Here is a 16,301-nt window from a genome sequence, read left to right as displayed (position 1 = left end):
CTTGTAATGAGCTCTTTTTTATTACGACTATATTTTTCATTTCATAACAATTTATTAACTTAGCTAGAATAAACGTTAGAATTTTGAAATTGAATCTGCAAGAAATTCCAAGGGTTAAAACAATTACCAAAGAAGACTTTATAAACAATTACTTTAAGCCACAGAAGCCTGTGGTGATAGAAAATTTTATAGAAGATTGGCCTGCATACACCAAGTGGAGTTTGGATTATATGAAAGAAATAGCGGGCGATAAAGAAGTGCCGTTATATGATGATAGACCTGTAGACTATAAAGATGGTTTTAATGAGCCACATGCCAAAATGAAAATGTCAGAATACGTAGATTTACTGAAGCTTGAACCTACTAAATATCGAATTTTCTTGTGGAATATTTTAAAAGAAGTACCATCCTTACAAGATGATTTCTCATATCCTGATTTTGGACTAAAGTTAATGAAATCCTTACCAATGCTATTCTTTGGAGGAACAGATTCGCATACGTTTATGCACTATGATATTGACTTGGCCAATATTTTTCACTTTCACTTTGAAGGTAAAAAGCAGTGTATTCTATTCGATCAAAAACAAAGCGATTTTCTCTACAAAATTCCACATTCTTTGATTGTAAGAGAAGATATTGATTTTTCAAATCCTGACTTTGAAAAATGGCCTGCATTACAAAAAGCGCAGGGGCACATTGCAAATCTAGAACACGGAAATGTTCTATATATGCCAGAAGGTTGGTGGCATTATATGAAATACATTACGCCAGGTTTCTCTATGAGTTTGCGCGCTATTGCTAGAAAACCAAAAAATTTAGGAAAAGCGATCTATAATATTTTTGTGATGAGACACTATGACAATTTGATGCGTAGAATGAAAGGTCAGAAGTGGATTGATTGGAAAAATGAAGAAGCTATCGTAAGAACACATCGCAAAAATAATATTGCGTTGTAAAAGGTTATTTCACCAATTCATTAATCTTTTCATATACTAAATTCGATTCCCAGCCGCGATACAATAAATAATCGGCAATTTTCTTTTTTCGCTTAAATAGATTCGTCTCTTTAACAGCTTTTGCGCGTTTTTTAGCCAATTCATCAAGTGTGTCTAAATAGGTCGTTTCTTCAATTTCTTTCAGCGCAATATCAATATTATATTTTGAAATATTTCGAAATTTCAATTCTCGAATAATGCGTAAACGTCCCCATTTTTTAATTCTAAACTTTCCTCTGGCAAAACTTTTGGCAAAACGTTCTTCGTTTAAAAAATTATCCTGAATCAACTCCGTTACAATCATGTCAATTGCTGCTGGAATCATGTTCATTTTTTGTAACTTTTCCACAACTTCTTTATGACAACGATCTTGATATGCACAAAACTGTTGCAGCTTTACTGTAGCTTCGGTAACTGAATAAGACTTCTTTTCCATACGAGTTTACAAAAGAATAACTATTTATTTACAGAGACAAGTTTTTGCACTTTTGATAATTGACTTTTAATCTAGTATTTTTGTGGGGTATAAATTATGTTGCTATATGAAAAGAAAAATAGCCCCTGTTTTCTTCTTTCTAATCTGTTTTATTGGACAAGCTCAAATTTTAACATTTGACTTTAATGGCTTATCAGGAAATGAGTTTTCGGCAAACTCAAACTCAAATAATGCTAACCTATCTAGCTCTACAATAACGAGAGGTAGTGGATTAACAGCATCGAACAATGCAAACAGATTTAATGCAACTTCTTGGGCAACAACAAGCATCGCAAATGCAGTTTCAGGAAATGATTACATGGAATTTACAATCACGCCAAATAGTGGTTATGAATTTGATGTAACCACCATAGTGTTCAATGTACAACGTTCAGGAACTGGACTCAGCGGAATTGCCTTGCGTAGTTCAGTAGACAACTATGCTGCCAATATTGACACTGAAATGGCGATTGCCGACAATACAAGTGTGCAAACAATAACATTTATCGTAAATCAAATAGGAAATACAGCTGCAGTTACATATAGAATATACGGTCGGGCAGAAGCTAATGGTGGCTCAGGAGGATTTGAAGGTTCTGGTAATGATATTATCGTAAATGGAACCGTAAGTTCTTCATGTACAGATGCCATGGATTTTGTAAATATACAATTTCCAACAACCTCACAAACAATAACAGTCGGAGATAATTTTACAGTATTTGCGCAAGGATATGAACTTGGAGTTACTGAAACAGCTGGAGCAGGAACAGGAGTAGAGGCATGGATTGGTTACAATACAACAAATAACGATCCTAGTTCAGGAGCTGGATGGACTTGGGTTGCAGCAACATTCAATGTGCAAGCTGGAAATAATGATGAATTTAGTGCTGAAATAGGCGCCGCATTGCCTACAGGAACCTATTACTATGCGAGTCGTTTCAGATTAAATAGTTGTAACTTTACGTATGGAGGTTCTGGCGGAGTTTGGAGTAATGATTCTGTACAACTAACAATAGATCCAGTCATCGCTGATTTTTGTAACGTAGATTTCCCAAAAACTGCCACAATTACCCAAGGAAATACGTTTAATGTATATGCGCAAGTATATGAGCCGGGAATTACAGATGCAGCTGGGGAAGGCGCCAATACAGAAGCATGGATTGGGTATAATACAACAGATAATGACCCAACAGTTGATGGAGGTTGGACTTGGGTTGCAGCTACATACGATTCTGATGTTGGAAATAACGATCAATATACAGCAGAAATAGGTTCTTCATTAGCCGTTGGAACTTATTATTATGCAAGTCGTTTTAGAATCAACAACAGCGATTTTACCTATGGGGGAATTTTAGCAGATAATATGGGGAATTTTTGGGATCCAGTAACATATAATTCTGGAATTTTAACCATAAATACACCACCAACAGCTGATGTAGTAATCACAGAAATTATGTACAATACTTCTGGAACAGATGATGAGTGGATAGAAATCTGTAATGTGTCAGGAAGCTCTCAAAATATTAGTTCATATATTATTGATGTAGGAGGAACTACTGAACATACATTTGGGGCTAGTACAATGCTAGCTGATGGAGATTGTATTACAGTTTCTCTTGGAAGTAATGGCGATGGAACGTACAATTCAGGATGTAATTTTACGCCAGATGAAGGTGAAGATGCCAGTACAAATAGTACCAATAATCTGTTAAATTCTACAGATACAATTATCTTATTTGCTGCAGACGGAGCATCAGTTGCCGATGTAGTAACGTATGATGATGCCGATGGAGCTGATGGAAATGATGCTTCTTTGCATGTCATTGATGCTACGATGGATAATTCCGATACTGGAACCAATTGGCAAGAAGTAACTATTGGCGGTTCTCCAGGCACAAACTCATTAACTTCTCCTTGTGCCAGTACACAAGTTGAATTTGTAGCTACAACCTCCACCTTAGCGGAAGATGGAGTATTTATAGATGTTTGTGTTTCCATTACAAATCCAAGTGGCTCATCTGCAACAACAGTCGAAGTTGCACTCGATGGAGGAAGTACAGCAACCAATGGAACAGATTATGATGATGGTGCAGGAACACCTGCAGCAATCTCGTTTCCTGTAACTCTTACATTTCCAGCAGGATCTTCAGCGAATCAATGTGTAACGATTTATATATCAAATGATGATGCGATTGTAGAGCCTAGCGAAACCGTGATTTTAAACTTACAGAATGTTTCAGGAGGAACTACGCATTCTATTGGAACAAATTCAACACATACATTAACCATTACAGACAATGATGGCGCAGGTTCAAACGACATTATGATCACGCAATATTACGAAGGAACATCATTTAATAAATGGATAGAAGTAAAAAATGTAAGTGGTAGTATAATTCCAGCAAACACCTATTTTATTGTGGTTTTAAACAATGCTGATGCAGACAATCCTTCAGCAGCAGATCCTTCGAATACTGCTTCTCCATCATTCAACAATAATATATTAATAGCTACAGATATGGCAGTTGGAGAGGTAAGACGTTATAGAGAAGATTCTGCAGTATTACCAGCCTATGCTTCACCTGGAGAAGTCGGATATGATGGTAATCCTACATTCGATTTCCCTTCTACAGCAAGTTTATTTAGTGGAGATGATATTGTACTTATATCAACAACAATAGATAGTAATACTTGGGCAAATAGAGTAGATGTTATTGGCGATGGAACTACTTGGGGAGACCGTAGATGCTTTGTGCGAAATTCGTGTATATCTTCAGAACCTTCTACAACTTTTGACATTAACGATTGGGTAGAATTTACAGATACAGAAGTAGAAAATCCAGTGTCTGGAACAAACCCGTATTTAGGAGAACATGAAGAAGGAACAACCACATGGAATGGTTCTTCTTGGAGTAATGGAACTTCAGATAGATCGAGAATAGCAGTACTATCGGGAAATTACAATACTTCAACCAATGGTAATTTAATTGCGTGTTCATTGACTGTAGATAGCGGCATAACGGCAACAATTCCAGCGGGAACGTATATGGATATTCAGAATGATTTAACCATAAATACTACTGGAATTCTGGATGTTGAACACGAAGGCTCATTAATTATGGTTGACGATTCTGGGACAGTTACTCTCAATGGAACAGGAATTGTAAATGTCGAAAAAACAACCACTTCTTTTGAACAATACGATTACACTTATTGGTCGTCGCCAGTGACAAGTACAACTTTTGGAACTGCTTTAGGAACGTGGCGTTTAGATAGAACCTATAGTTATGTAGCTGCTAATTTTGAAGATTTAGATAATGATGAAATTGATGACGATGATGATGTATGGACATACGTTTTATCAGGAAATACGATGACACCTGGTGTTGGTTATGCTTCTATGGGACCAACTACGGGAAGTTTTCCAAGAACAGAAAATATTACGTTTAATGGCGAAGTAAATAATGGAGTTGTAACATCACCAATCAGCTTAAGTGCAGATGCTACTGATACAGATGACGACTGGAATTTTGTTGGAAATCCATATCCGTCAGCAATCAGCGCAGACGATTTTGTGACATTAAATACAAACATTACAGGGACACTTTATTTTTGGACGCATGTAGACGATGCTTCCATGTCAAATCCGGGACCAGATTTGTACAACTACAGTACAGACGATTACGCCATGTACAATGCTTCAGGTGGAGTTGGTACGAGCTCTGTCAGTGGAAGTACAGTGCCAACTGGGTTTATTGCTTCTGGGCAAGGATTTTTTATAGAAGCAATTACGGCTGGAACTGTGACATTTAACAATAGTATGCGAAGCAATACCTATAGCAATAATGACTTTTTTAGACCGAGCAGTGCTGAAAATATAATGCAAGCTTCACAAGAGCGCGACCGAATTTGGTTGAATCTTACCAATGCTGATGGTGCGTTTAGTCAAATTTTAATTGGATTTTTTGAAGAAGCAACGTTGCAAAAAGACAGATTGTATGATGGAATTCGTTTAAATGGTTTTAATTACTTGCGATTCTATTCCAAAGATGATACGCATCAATATGGAATTCAGGGAAGACCTGCTTTTGAAGATACAGATGTTGTTCCGTTAGGATATGATGCTGCTGTTTTAGGAGATGTAACCATTAGTATTAGTCAAATAGAAGGTGTGTTAAATACAGCTGTAGTTGAAGTATATTTGAAAGATTTAGAGTTAAATATTACACACAATTTAAAACAAGCACCTTACACATTTACAACGACCGATGGGATGTATCCAAACCGATTTCAATTGCAATTTATCAATTCTGTTTTAAGTGTTGAAGAAGAACTTATCGCAGAAGATGCTGTAGCGGTGTACTTGAATACGAACAAAGAAATTGAAATCAAGCAGCGTACACGAACTGTTATTAATAGTGTCAACGTATATTCAATGATGGGGAAATTGATAGGAACTACTACAGATATGAATCAGAAAGTATCACTTCGTGAGCAAGCTTCTGGTGTGTATGTAGTTGTGATTGATACAGAAAAAGGTTCGCTGACGAAGAAGATTACACGATAAATTCAATCAAAAGCCAAAAAGACTACTTATTACACCAAGGCAACCTTTTGTTTCTGCTTTTTTAGAAATAGGTTTTTCTATGCGATCTATTTTTGTGTATTCTGCTAAGTTTTGTTTAGGTTGAATGTAAGTTAGTTGTGTTTCTGTAAGCGTTTTAAAGATTCCATCCATGCCAAAATGGATTTCTACACCAGTTTCAATAATTCCATGTTGATGAAAATTTCCCTTTTCGTCACCATTAGGCGTAATCATGATGCGTCTGGAGAAATTAGTACTAGAAAATTTTCCAAAATCAGCTCCTTTTGCATTTGGCTTTGTCATATCATCATTTGCAAAAAACCAGCCTAAAAGATTCTTAGCATTGGCGGTATCTTTTGCCATTAGGGCGCAATAAAAAAATATAAAAAGTTCATTTGTAATGCCTTTTGGAAAGATGATAATGAAGTCTAAATTATCGTTACTTTTATATATTTCTGCAACTTCAATTTTCATTTCAGGAATTAAGAAATGTACTGCTTTTTTTAATGTTTCTTGAGGTATATCTTTCAGTTGAATATAGTCTTTCATAAATTAGCTTTTAAGTGATAGCTCCAAAAAATGATATCCAGTTCCGTTGACTAATTTTGCTCCTTGTACAACCTCAACAGGTTTACTGAACAATGGACAGTCTAAAACAACAGTGTGAAACTCACCATTTTCACCACAAACATCAACACCTTTTTTGGCTAATAAAGCCAGAGTTTCTTGATTGATGATTTTGCCTAAAAAGTCTGAGCCTAGGTCAGCATTACAGGAAACAATCATGGCGACAATTCCAGCATCAATCATTTCGTTAACAAGTGTGCTACGATCTTGTTGCCAAAGCGGCAAATTACACTTGATATTAGCAGCTTTGCATACACATTCTTCCCATTCGCGGTGCGATTCAATATCAATATCACCAAAAACGGCATGAGTTAATTCATATTGATTTGCAAGCGTTTTAAGCTTCTCAATAAACTTATTGGTATAATTACTCCAAGTTGCAGAGATGTAATGTATAGAAGCTCCTAAGGCATCTGCTTGTGCTTTTAATATTGCTTTGGAAAGTCCGTGAGAACGACTTATTTCTCCTCCTTCATTTAAAGCATTTAATAAAACAGTTGGTTTTTGTTGCATTTGCATCAATGCATAGCAAGAATCTTTCCCGCCAGACCAAGAACAGAGTAGTTTCATGAGTTTTTAATTCCATTAAATTTGATGTAAAAATAAAAACTCATATACTTTTTTACTCAATCCATTTGTATATTTTAGGTCGAAGTAGTTTTTTGTTAGTAATATTTATTTTGAGTTGGCAATTGCTTGATTCATCTTATTTAATAAAACATCTATCAAAACAAATATATTTGAGAGACTCTTATGGTCTTTTGAACGAATTCCGCCAGAAAAAATAAGAAAAGAATCTTTTAACTAAATGATTGGGTTTTTAGTTTCCATTAGTGGAATTGTAGTTTTGCTTTTGAGTATTGTTTCAGAGAAAATGCTTTTTTCCCCTTGAAAACTGTAGGCTTCAGTTCGTCCGAAATTTACATACGAAATCAGTGTTAGAAATGTGCTTTTAAAAATTTTACAGCAAGGGAAATTATAAGTTATTTCTGAATTTCTTGCTTTAATCGTTATTTTGTGAATTCTTTTATTCCAAACAGCAGTAACTTCAATAGTCCATTTCCCTTTTGATTGTGTGAAATGAATATTGCCTTTGAGAATGTTTTTTTGTGCGTTACTAATAGGTTGGCTGAATGGATGCGGAGAATTCATACAGTAGAATTAATTTGAAAAATAAATATTCAACGCCTTTACCAAACTGTGTACGTTGAGGTTTGGATAAAAACCAGCACTATTGATACAGTTGATTTCAACAATTTTCCAACCGTAATTTGTCAAACAGATGTCCATCACAAAGGCTTCAGCTACTTCATAAATGGCAATCATTTGTTTGGCAAAAGCAATACCTTCTTCCGCCACTTCGGCTTCAAAAACCATATCTCCATTGAACTTGTAATACACTGCTGCCACAATTTGCTCGCCAACAATCCACAAACGTGCTTCCTTGTATATTTCTTTAGGAATAGAAGCTTGTACCAACGATTTTGCGTTTAGTAATGGTGTTTTAGGATTTTCCAGTGAATTTTCAACAAAGTCAGTCCATTTGGTTTTGGTAAATACTTTTCCTGTAAAAATCTTAGCATCTTTATACGGTTTAATAAATTTTTGCTCGTTCGGTTTCCAATAATTAGTATCGCCAAATTGAAACACTTCTACATCGTAATTCAGTAAATTTTCTTTATAGTATTCCGAATAGATTTTATATTGATGATTTCCTCCATAGAATGAACCTGGATACCAATTAGTATTCGCTTTAGCAAGTCGTGCGAGCTTTACAGAACCATATACAAAAACATCATTGCGATCCGCTTTTACGATAATTTCTTGGGTTTCTGAGTTCAATTCAATTTTTTCAAAAGGAATATTCAAATCATACAACGCATCAAAAATACGATTGTGATCTGGATCTGAATAAATATTAGATTGTACTAAGAAAAGCATGAAATATATTGAGAATTTCTAATTGGGTAAAGTTACTTTTTATCCCACTTACTTTCAAAATAGTCAATAAATTGGGCATAACGCGATCCTTTTTCAGCATACTTTCGTGTCAATTTTGCCCATTCGTCAAACTTAGCGCTATTGCGAAGTTGAAAATAAGTTTGTGCCATATTTACAGCCATTTCGCTCTTTTCAAAGTCGTTATCTGAAATCGAAATTCCTTTTTTATACACCTTTTCAGCATCCTCAACTCGGTCTAAATTTTTATAGGCAAAGCCTAATTCGCGAAAGAAATAATAATTATTAGGATTGTTATGAATGGCTTTTTCTAATACCGTAATGGCTTTTTTAAATTGTCCAATTGCATTATATGCATACGATAGCTCAAACTCCAATCCATTAAAATGCGGCTCTTTTTCATACGCTTTTAATAGTGGAACTAAGGCAAATTTACTAGCGCCAACATGATTGTAATAATATCCTATGCTTTTTAAATAGGACACTTTTTCTGAATTTCTTTTGTAGATTTTTAACCATTCAGGCTGTTCGGGTAAACCTAGTTCTTTTATTTGTTCGGTAGTTAAAATGCTAACTTTTGCAGAATTTGGTGTAAGTCTCATTTTGATGTTAGTATTTTTAAGACCATTGCCGTTTTTTAATCCGCTAGGAGTTATAGAAATTTCACGCTCATGATTTAAGGTAAAACCAGCTTCTTCATCTATGTAAATAAAACCTAAACCTAATTTGGCATCTCCTTCTTCACTCGCATACAAAACCCATTTGTCAACGGCTTCGAAATAATTTTTATCAAATTTGAATAATACTTTTTGTGTGCTTTGCGCGAAACTTATCGTAGCAATGAACACAGCGCATAAAAGAGTGAGTATCTTCTTCATAATGGATTGGTTTTGGTAACTTTTATGCTTAAAAGTAGTTTAAATCTTTGTTCAAGTAAAATATAAATGAGTAAACACGAATTTTTACTGAGTTAACAAGCAAAGAAAAAGTTTTAGTGAAAATTTGTATTGCTACAGTTTCTTCAATTTTCTTTGGATTCAATATTCTGACTTCTTGTTGTGCACTTTCCAAGGTTCAATTAAAATTTGTGCCAAGAGTTACAATATTATCAATCAATTCTGGATGTCTTTTTGCAAAAGTCAACGCAACATAACCGCCCATGCTATAGCCAAAAATATCTGTTTTGAAAATTCCGAGTGTTTGAAGTTTTTCAAGGACATTCCCGGCAAATCGTTCCATGTCAAACTCATCATTGGAAACGCGTCCGCCATGACCTTCTAAGTTAAGTGTATGCACATTAAAATCGTCTGCTAAAAGTTTTTGCAGGGCTTTTAATTGTACTTTGTTTCCCAAAGCGCCGTGCAATAGAAGTAGGTTGTTGTTTTTCATGGTATTGTTTTACTGTATAAAGTTACTAAAAAACAAAGAGGCTACTTGTAAAAGGCAGATATACTATGTAGTATTTTTTAGGAAAAACACCCTAGTTTTGAATTTAAAAAACACTTAGATTTATTTCAATAGTAATAAGTTAAATAAAGAATTGAATACAAACATACATGGAGCCAAAATTTATAACCGTGACCGACAAGCAAGATGTAGTGCATGTCATCTCTGTAAATCAAATAGCAAAAATTACCGACCTTCCGAGCGGAAGGGCTATTAGTCTTTCTGATAATTCTGAGATTACGACACTTACCTCTCGTGCACAATTGATTCGATTAATTAACAACTGGAGGGAAGTTATTTTTAGTTGTGTCAAAAACAACAAACAAAAAAAGCGACCAAACTTGGTCGCTTTTTGTTAGTTATAAACTTCATCGTTTTTGTCTTTAAAACGATATTCTAGATACGTGTAAGCGTCTCTTGGTAATATTTTTACCCATTTTTTGTGTTCTAGGAACCATTTAAAACGGATGGATGGAAATCCTTTTGTGAGATACGCCGCAATAAACGGATGTGTGTTGAGCGTAACTCCATTTAAGCCTTCTTTTTTGGCTAAAATTCTTTCTAGATCAGTTGTAATTTTATCGACAAGAACAATTGGTGCTTCCACTTCGCTACCATTTCCATTAGGGTTTTGTTCACGTGTCTTAATATTTACTTCTGGTCGTACTCGTTGTCGCGTAATTTGTACCAAACCAAATTTGCTTGGAGGTAATATTTTATGTTTCGCTCTATCATCTTTCATTTCTGCCTTCAAATGATCAAATAGAGTTCTTCTGTGTTCTGCATTGGTCATATCGATAAAGTCGATTACGATAATTCCTCCCATATCGCGTAATCGTAGTTGCCTAGCAATTTCTTTTGCGGCAATTAGGTTGACTTCTAATGCAGTGTCCTCTTGTGTTTTGGCTTTGTTGGAACGGTTTCCGCTGTTTACATCAATAACATGTAACGCTTCGGTATGTTCTATTACTAAATAAGCGCCTTTACTCATGGAAACTGTTTTTCCAAAAGAGGTTTTAATTTGTCGTTCTACTCCATATTTTTCAAAGAGTGGAACTTTAGATTGGTACAATTTTACAATAGACTCTTTTTTTGGTGCAATCTTGTGCACATATTCTTTAATTTCATAAAAAAGATCTTCATCATCGACTTGAATTCCTGTGAATGATTCATTAAATATGTCTCTTAAAATAGAAGACGCTTTGTTCATTTCACTTAATACTTTCGAAGGATGATCTGCTTTATACAATTTTTTACACATTGTTGACCACTTAGTCAACAAATTTTGTAAGTCTTTGTCCAATTCAGCTACTTTTTTGCCTTCAGCTACTGTACGTACAATAACGCCAAAACCTTTAGGCTTGATACTGAGTACCAAACGTTTTAATCGGTCTTTCTCGTCTTTGCTTTCTATTTTTTGCGATATGGAAACACGTTCCGAAAAGGGAACAAGTACAATATATCGTCCTGCTATAGAAAGTTCCGAACTAATTCTAGGACCTTTGGTCGAAATTGGCTCTTTCACAATTTGTACTAATATTGATTGATTGGCTTTTACCGCATCCATGATGCTACCATTTTTATCAATATTAGGTTCAAACGGAAAGTTTTTTAAAGTATAATCTTTTAGTTTACCTGTGCTTACACGTTTTATAAATTTTAATAAGGAAAGAAGTTGTGGACCTAAGTCATGATAATGTAAAAAGGCATCTTTTTCATAGCCTACATTCACAAAAGCTGCATTGAGTCCTGAAACGGGTTTTCTTATTTTGGCAAGAAATACGTCTCCAACTGCAAAATCATTATTGTCTGCTTCCTTATGTAATTCAATAAGTTTTCCATCCTTTAGCAAGGCAAAATCAACTTCAGAGGAATTGGATCTAATAATTAATTCTTTATTCACTCTGATTCAATTTTTATCCATACAAAAATGTACAGATGGATTAAACAATTTTCACAGGTATTGTTTTTACCTAATAAATGTACATACTAAGAATGTAAGCACAAGACAGTAGTACTTACTTTAATATGTAATTTTTTTCAAAGAACGTTGTTTTGTTTTACGTATAAAACAAAGAAGTAGTTTATAGAAAACTACTTCTTCTTGTGACGGTTGGCTCTTCTTCTTTTTTTACGCTTGTGCGTAGCCACCTTGTGTCTTTTTCTTTTCTTACCACTTGGCATAATGCTCTATGTTTTTAATTAATAAATTGTATTCTTTTAATTACTTTACTTTAACGTTGTCTTTCACTCCTTCAACAAAGATTTTTGCAGGCTTGAATGCAGGAATGTTGTGTGCAGGAATCTTAATAGTTGTATTCTTAGAGATGTTTCTTCCTGTTTTCTCAGCTCTAGTTTTGATGATAAAGCTACCGAATCCTCTTAAGTAAACATTGTCTCCTCCTTCTAAAGAGTTCTTTACTTCTTCCATAAAAGTTTCTACAGTTGCCTGTACTTCACTCTTTTCCATTCCTAGTTTTTCTGAAATCTTTGCTACGATGTCCGCTTTCGTCATTTTAATATATTTTGTTTATTCGTTATATAAAATTAAGGGATGCAAATATATAATTAATTAGATAATATTTATGTTCTAATTGATTAAAATTTAACGATATAAACATTTATTTTTGTGTATTATTTTGATTTGATGAACTTTTCCAAAGAAATTACACACTGGTATTTGCAAAATAAACGCGATTTACCATGGCGAAAAACGAAAGATCCATACCGAATTTGGCTGTCTGAAATTATGCTTCAACAAACCCGTGTAGCTCAGGGATTGCCTTATTATGAGAAGTTTACGGAAGCATTTCCTACTGTATACGATCTAGCGAAAGCCGAAGAATCATACGTGTTAAAATTATGGCAAGGATTGGGCTATTATTCGAGAGCTCGAAATCTACACTTTACCGCAAAAGATATTGTTACTAATTATAATGGTGAATTTCCAAATAATTATAAAGCACTTTTGAAGTTAAAAGGTGTAGGAGATTATACTGCAAGTGCTATAGCTTCCATCTGTTTTGATGAAGTTGCGCCTGTAGTAGATGGAAATGTATATAGAGTTTTGTCGCGCTATTTTGATATTGATACACCTGTTAATAGTACGGAAGGTATCAAAAAGTTTAAAGAATTGGCTTTTGAAGTGATCGATGAAGATGATCCTGCCAATTTTAATCAGGCTATTATGGAGTTTGGTGCCGTACAATGCAAACCGCAAAGTCCATACTGTATTATATGTCCTGTAAACGAAAGTTGTGAAGGATTGAAAAATCAGCGCGTAGGGATGTTGCCTGTAAAGTTGAAGAAGACGAAGGTAAAACATCGCTGGTTTAATTATCTCGTAGTAGTTTCAAACCAATCCGAGACGCTTCTGGAGGAACGAAAAGGAAAAGGTATTTGGCAAGGATTGTATCAATTTCCTTTGGTAGAAACAGAAAAAGCAGTAAAAGATATCACTTTGCATCAATCAGCAATAAAAGATGTACTTCAAATAGAAAACTTCTCCATCACGGCATTTAATAAAAAAGAAAAAGTCCATAAATTATCGCATCAACACTTACATACTACATTTTGGATTGTAGAAACGACCGATAATTTAAAAAATGGAATACTTTTGCAAGAAATTCGACAATATCCAGTACCCATACTAATTGGAAACTTTATAGAAGAATTCAATTTTTAATGGTTTTTTAGTACATTTGATTATACACATAAATTTTAAACAATGAGCGGAACACTAAATAAAGTAATGTTGATAGGACACTTGGGAGATGAGGTAAAAATGCACTACTTTGAAGGTGGCGGTTGTATTGGACGTTTCCCGATAGCAACCAACGATTCATATACAAATAAACAAACAGGCGAACGTGTCGTAAACACAGATTGGCATAATATTGTAGTGCGAAACAAAGCCGCAGAAATTTGTGAAAAATATCTAAGCAAAGGAGACAAAATATATGTAGAAGGTCGTTTGAAAAATAGACAATGGCAAGGAGAAGATGGGCAAATGCGTTATACGACAGAAATTCAAGTGACTGACTTTACATTTTTGTCTACTAAACAAGAATCGCAATCCAATGCAGCGGCTGCCAATACTTCTGCAAATACAACTACGAATCATCAAGCTGCGCAACCAGTTCAGCAAGTACAACAACCACAACAGCATACGCCACAAGCTACGCATGTTGAGAAAGACGATGATCTACCATTTTAATCGAAGTTTAATTAATCAGTTTGATTTTGGATCCGGAACCCAGTTTACTACTCTTTACAGCGTCTCTTGAAGGACTAGATATTTTTAAGATGGTGTTTTTTGGTATATTGTTGTTTTGCTCTGCCTTAATTTCTGGTGCGGAAGTCGCATTATTTTCATTATCACAAACCGAAATCAATGAAGCTGAGGAATCTAAATCGGCACGTTTACGACTCGCTGCAAAATTACTTCGGAAACCTCGAAAATTATTAGGAACTATTTTAGTTGCTAATAATTTTATCAATATTGCAACAGTATTATTGTTTGCATCTATTAGCGATAAGTTTTTTGATGGAATTACTCCAGAATGGTTTCGTTTGTTTATTGAAATTGGCGTGGTTACATTTTTGATTTTACTTTTTGGTGAAATTCTTCCGAAAGTATATGCAAGTAGAAACAAACATAAGTTTTCGGCAATGATGGCATATCCACTGAATGTATTGGATAAAATATTTGCACCGATTAGTATGCCCATGAGTTTTGTTTCTGGATTAATTCAGAATAAGTTGGGGAAAAGAAAATCGAATCTTTCAGTGGATCAATTATCACAAGCATTAGAATTGACTTCAGAAAATGAAACCACCAAAGAAGAACAGAAAATTCTACAAGGAATTGTCTCGTTTGGAAATACAGATACTAAACAGGTAATGCAACCACGAATGGATGTTTTTGCTTTAAAAGAAGGGATGAGCTTTGAGACAGTTTTAAGTGAAATTACAAAAAATGGCTATTCGCGAATTCCAGTGTATAAAGAGAGTTTGGATGATATTTCAGGAATTTTATATGTAAAAGATTTGATTCCTCATATAGACACCAAAAACTTTGAATGGGAGCCGCTATTGCGTGATGCGTATTTTGTTCCTGAAAATAAAAAGTTAGACGATTTATTACGTGAATTCCAAGAAAAGAAAATCCATTTGGCGATTGTAGTTGATGAATATGGAGGAACTTCTGGTTTGGTATCACTAGAAGATGTGATTGAAGAAATTGTGGGTGATATTAGTGACGAGTTTGATGATGAAGATGTAAACTATTCCAAAATTGACGATAAAAACTACGTCTTTGAAGGGAAAACGAACCTAAAAGATTTCTATAAAATAATCGGATTAGAAGATAATTCAGAGTTTGAATCGCATAAAGGCGAGTCGGAGACGATTGCTGGTTTTGTGTTGGAAATTTTTAGAGGTTTTCCAAAAGTAAGAGATAAAATAAACTTTGGTAATTATACGTTTACTGTGGAAGTAATTGACAATAAACGATTGAAACAAGTAAAAGTAAGCCTGAAAGAATGAAAATAACACCCTACGCAAGCATCATTTTAGTATTAAGCATTCTTTTTATTTCCTGTGAAGGTGAAGTGTTACCAAAACCAAAAGGTTATTTAAGTTTAGAATATCCTTTGCCAAAGTATGCAAAAGTGCAGTCAGATTGTCCGTATGCATTTGATAAAAATGAACTTGCTCTCATTGATCCTCAGAATAATTGTTGGATCAATTTAGAATATCCTGCCTTAAATGGAACTATACACTTATCGTATGTGCCTGTAAATGGAAACTTGAATCAACTGTTGGAAGATGTGCAAAAACTCACTTATGAACATGCGGTAAAAGCAGATGCTATTGATCCAACGGTGTATGAAAATAAGGAACAAGGTGTATATGGAATGGTGTATGAGGTTTCAGGAAATGCAGCTTCACAAGCACAGTTTTATGTAACGGATAGTACCAAACACTTTTTAACAGGTTCATTATATTTTAATGCGCGACCTAATTATGATTCTATTTTTCCAGCGGTCATGTATATTAAAAAAGACATTCGTAAGCTGGTAGAATCTTTGGAGTGGAAACATTAGACACGCTTATTTCACTTCGAAAAGCTCAGTGCAAACGCTTTTGAATTGTTAATATTTTTATCATTTCTATGTGTCACATCGAGCGCAATTAAGATGTAGATGGAAAC

At 34.6% G+C, this 16,301-nt stretch carries 16 protein-coding genes; 7 read left to right on the top strand and 9 right to left on the bottom strand.

Translation table 11 applies throughout. The annotated features are described in order from the left end of the window. The first annotated feature begins 83 nt into the window (after positions 1-83). Positions 84-956: a cupin-like domain-containing protein gene (locus tag MK119_RS00525; protein WP_290669436.1), complete on the top strand. Its 873-nt coding sequence runs from the start codon at positions 84-86 to the stop codon at positions 954-956. Positions 957-960: 4 nt separating this feature from the next. On the opposite strand, the gene MK119_RS00520 is transcribed toward MK119_RS00525, so the two are convergent. After that, positions 961-1,431, bottom strand: coding sequence for a regulatory protein RecX (locus MK119_RS00520; protein ID WP_290669433.1), 471 nt, complete (start codon positions 1,429-1,431; stop codon positions 961-963). A 106-nt stretch (positions 1,432-1,537) separates the two neighbouring features. Here MK119_RS00520 and MK119_RS00515 point away from each other — a divergent pair, with 106 nt between their 5' ends. After that, positions 1,538-6,037: a lamin tail domain-containing protein gene (locus MK119_RS00515; protein ID WP_290669430.1), complete on the top strand. Its 4,500-nt coding sequence runs from the start codon at positions 1,538-1,540 to the stop codon at positions 6,035-6,037. A 6-nt stretch (positions 6,038-6,043) separates the two neighbouring features. Here MK119_RS00515 and MK119_RS00510 read toward each other — a convergent pair whose 3' ends face one another. The 6 genes from MK119_RS00510 to MK119_RS00485 all read right to left on the bottom strand — a co-directional run bounded on the left by MK119_RS00510 (position 6,044) and on the right by MK119_RS00485 (position 10,030). Beyond that, the gene (locus MK119_RS00510) at positions 6,044-6,604 is read right to left on the bottom strand and encodes a hypothetical protein (RefSeq protein WP_290669427.1); all 561 of its coding nucleotides are present in this window, start codon (positions 6,602-6,604) and stop codon (positions 6,044-6,046) included. 3 nt (positions 6,605-6,607) lie between these two features. Beyond that, positions 6,608-7,252, bottom strand: coding sequence for a diphthine--ammonia ligase (locus MK119_RS00505; RefSeq protein ID WP_290669424.1), 645 nt, complete (start codon positions 7,250-7,252; stop codon positions 6,608-6,610). A 234-nt stretch (positions 7,253-7,486) separates the two neighbouring features. Then, positions 7,487-7,834 (bottom strand): hypothetical protein, encoded by a 348-nt coding sequence (locus MK119_RS00500; RefSeq protein WP_290669421.1) that lies wholly within the window; start codon positions 7,832-7,834, stop codon positions 7,487-7,489. A gap of 9 nt (positions 7,835-7,843) precedes the next feature. After that, positions 7,844-8,623, bottom strand: coding sequence for an ATP-grasp domain-containing protein (locus MK119_RS00495; RefSeq protein ID WP_290669418.1), 780 nt, complete (start codon positions 8,621-8,623; stop codon positions 7,844-7,846). A gap of 32 nt (positions 8,624-8,655) precedes the next feature. Continuing rightward, a complete protein-coding gene (locus MK119_RS00490; protein ID WP_290669415.1) occupies positions 8,656-9,519 on the bottom strand; it encodes a tetratricopeptide repeat protein in 864 nt (287 codons plus the stop codon). Positions 9,520-9,715: 196 nt separating this feature from the next. Continuing rightward, positions 9,716-10,030 carry an alpha/beta hydrolase gene (locus tag MK119_RS00485; protein WP_290669412.1) on the bottom strand — a complete coding sequence of 105 codons (315 nt, stop codon included), beginning with the start codon at positions 10,028-10,030 and terminating at the stop codon, positions 9,716-9,718. Between the two features lie 167 nt (positions 10,031-10,197). On the opposite strand from MK119_RS00485, the gene MK119_RS00480 reads away from it, so the two are divergent. Continuing rightward, the gene (locus tag MK119_RS00480; RefSeq protein WP_290669410.1) at positions 10,198-10,446 is read left to right on the top strand and encodes a hypothetical protein; all 249 of its coding nucleotides are present in this window, start codon (positions 10,198-10,200) and stop codon (positions 10,444-10,446) included. Here the strand turns inward: MK119_RS00480 and MK119_RS00475 are convergent. Then, positions 10,443-11,990, bottom strand: coding sequence for a ribonuclease E/G (locus tag MK119_RS00475; RefSeq protein WP_290669408.1), 1,548 nt, complete (start codon positions 11,988-11,990; stop codon positions 10,443-10,445). The genes MK119_RS00480 and MK119_RS00475 overlap by 4 nt on opposite strands. A gap of 321 nt (positions 11,991-12,311) precedes the next feature. Continuing rightward, complete coding sequence (locus tag MK119_RS00470) at positions 12,312-12,602, bottom strand: HU family DNA-binding protein (RefSeq protein WP_108115657.1); 291 nt, start codon at positions 12,600-12,602, stop codon at positions 12,312-12,314. Positions 12,603-12,734: 132 nt separating this feature from the next. Between MK119_RS00470 and mutY the strand changes: the two genes are divergently transcribed. From mutY to gldD, 4 genes are read left to right on the top strand one after another with little or no spacing between them, the layout of a single operon-like run. Further along, entirely contained in the window at positions 12,735-13,772 is a 1,038-nt protein-coding gene (mutY, locus tag MK119_RS00465; protein ID WP_290669911.1) for an A/G-specific adenine glycosylase, read from the top strand. A gap of 42 nt (positions 13,773-13,814) precedes the next feature. Continuing rightward, positions 13,815-14,303 (top strand): single-stranded DNA-binding protein, encoded by a 489-nt coding sequence (gene ssb / locus MK119_RS00460; protein WP_290669402.1) that lies wholly within the window; start codon positions 13,815-13,817, stop codon positions 14,301-14,303. Positions 14,304-14,329: 26 nt separating this feature from the next. Then, complete coding sequence (locus tag MK119_RS00455; protein ID WP_290669399.1) at positions 14,330-15,634, top strand: gliding motility-associated protein GldE; 1,305 nt, start codon at positions 14,330-14,332, stop codon at positions 15,632-15,634. Next, the gene (gene gldD / locus MK119_RS00450; protein WP_290669396.1) at positions 15,631-16,194 is read left to right on the top strand and encodes a gliding motility lipoprotein GldD; all 564 of its coding nucleotides are present in this window, start codon (positions 15,631-15,633) and stop codon (positions 16,192-16,194) included. The genes MK119_RS00455 and gldD overlap by 4 nt, the downstream gene beginning before the upstream one ends. The last annotated feature ends 107 nt before the right edge of the window (positions 16,195-16,301 follow it).

The organism is Kordia sp. (assembly GCF_022447245.1).
Classification (GTDB): Bacteria; Bacteroidota; Bacteroidia; order Flavobacteriales; family Flavobacteriaceae; genus Kordia.
Note: the sequence above shows the minus strand (reverse complement) of the source record. Positions and strands in the feature narration are given on the sequence as shown.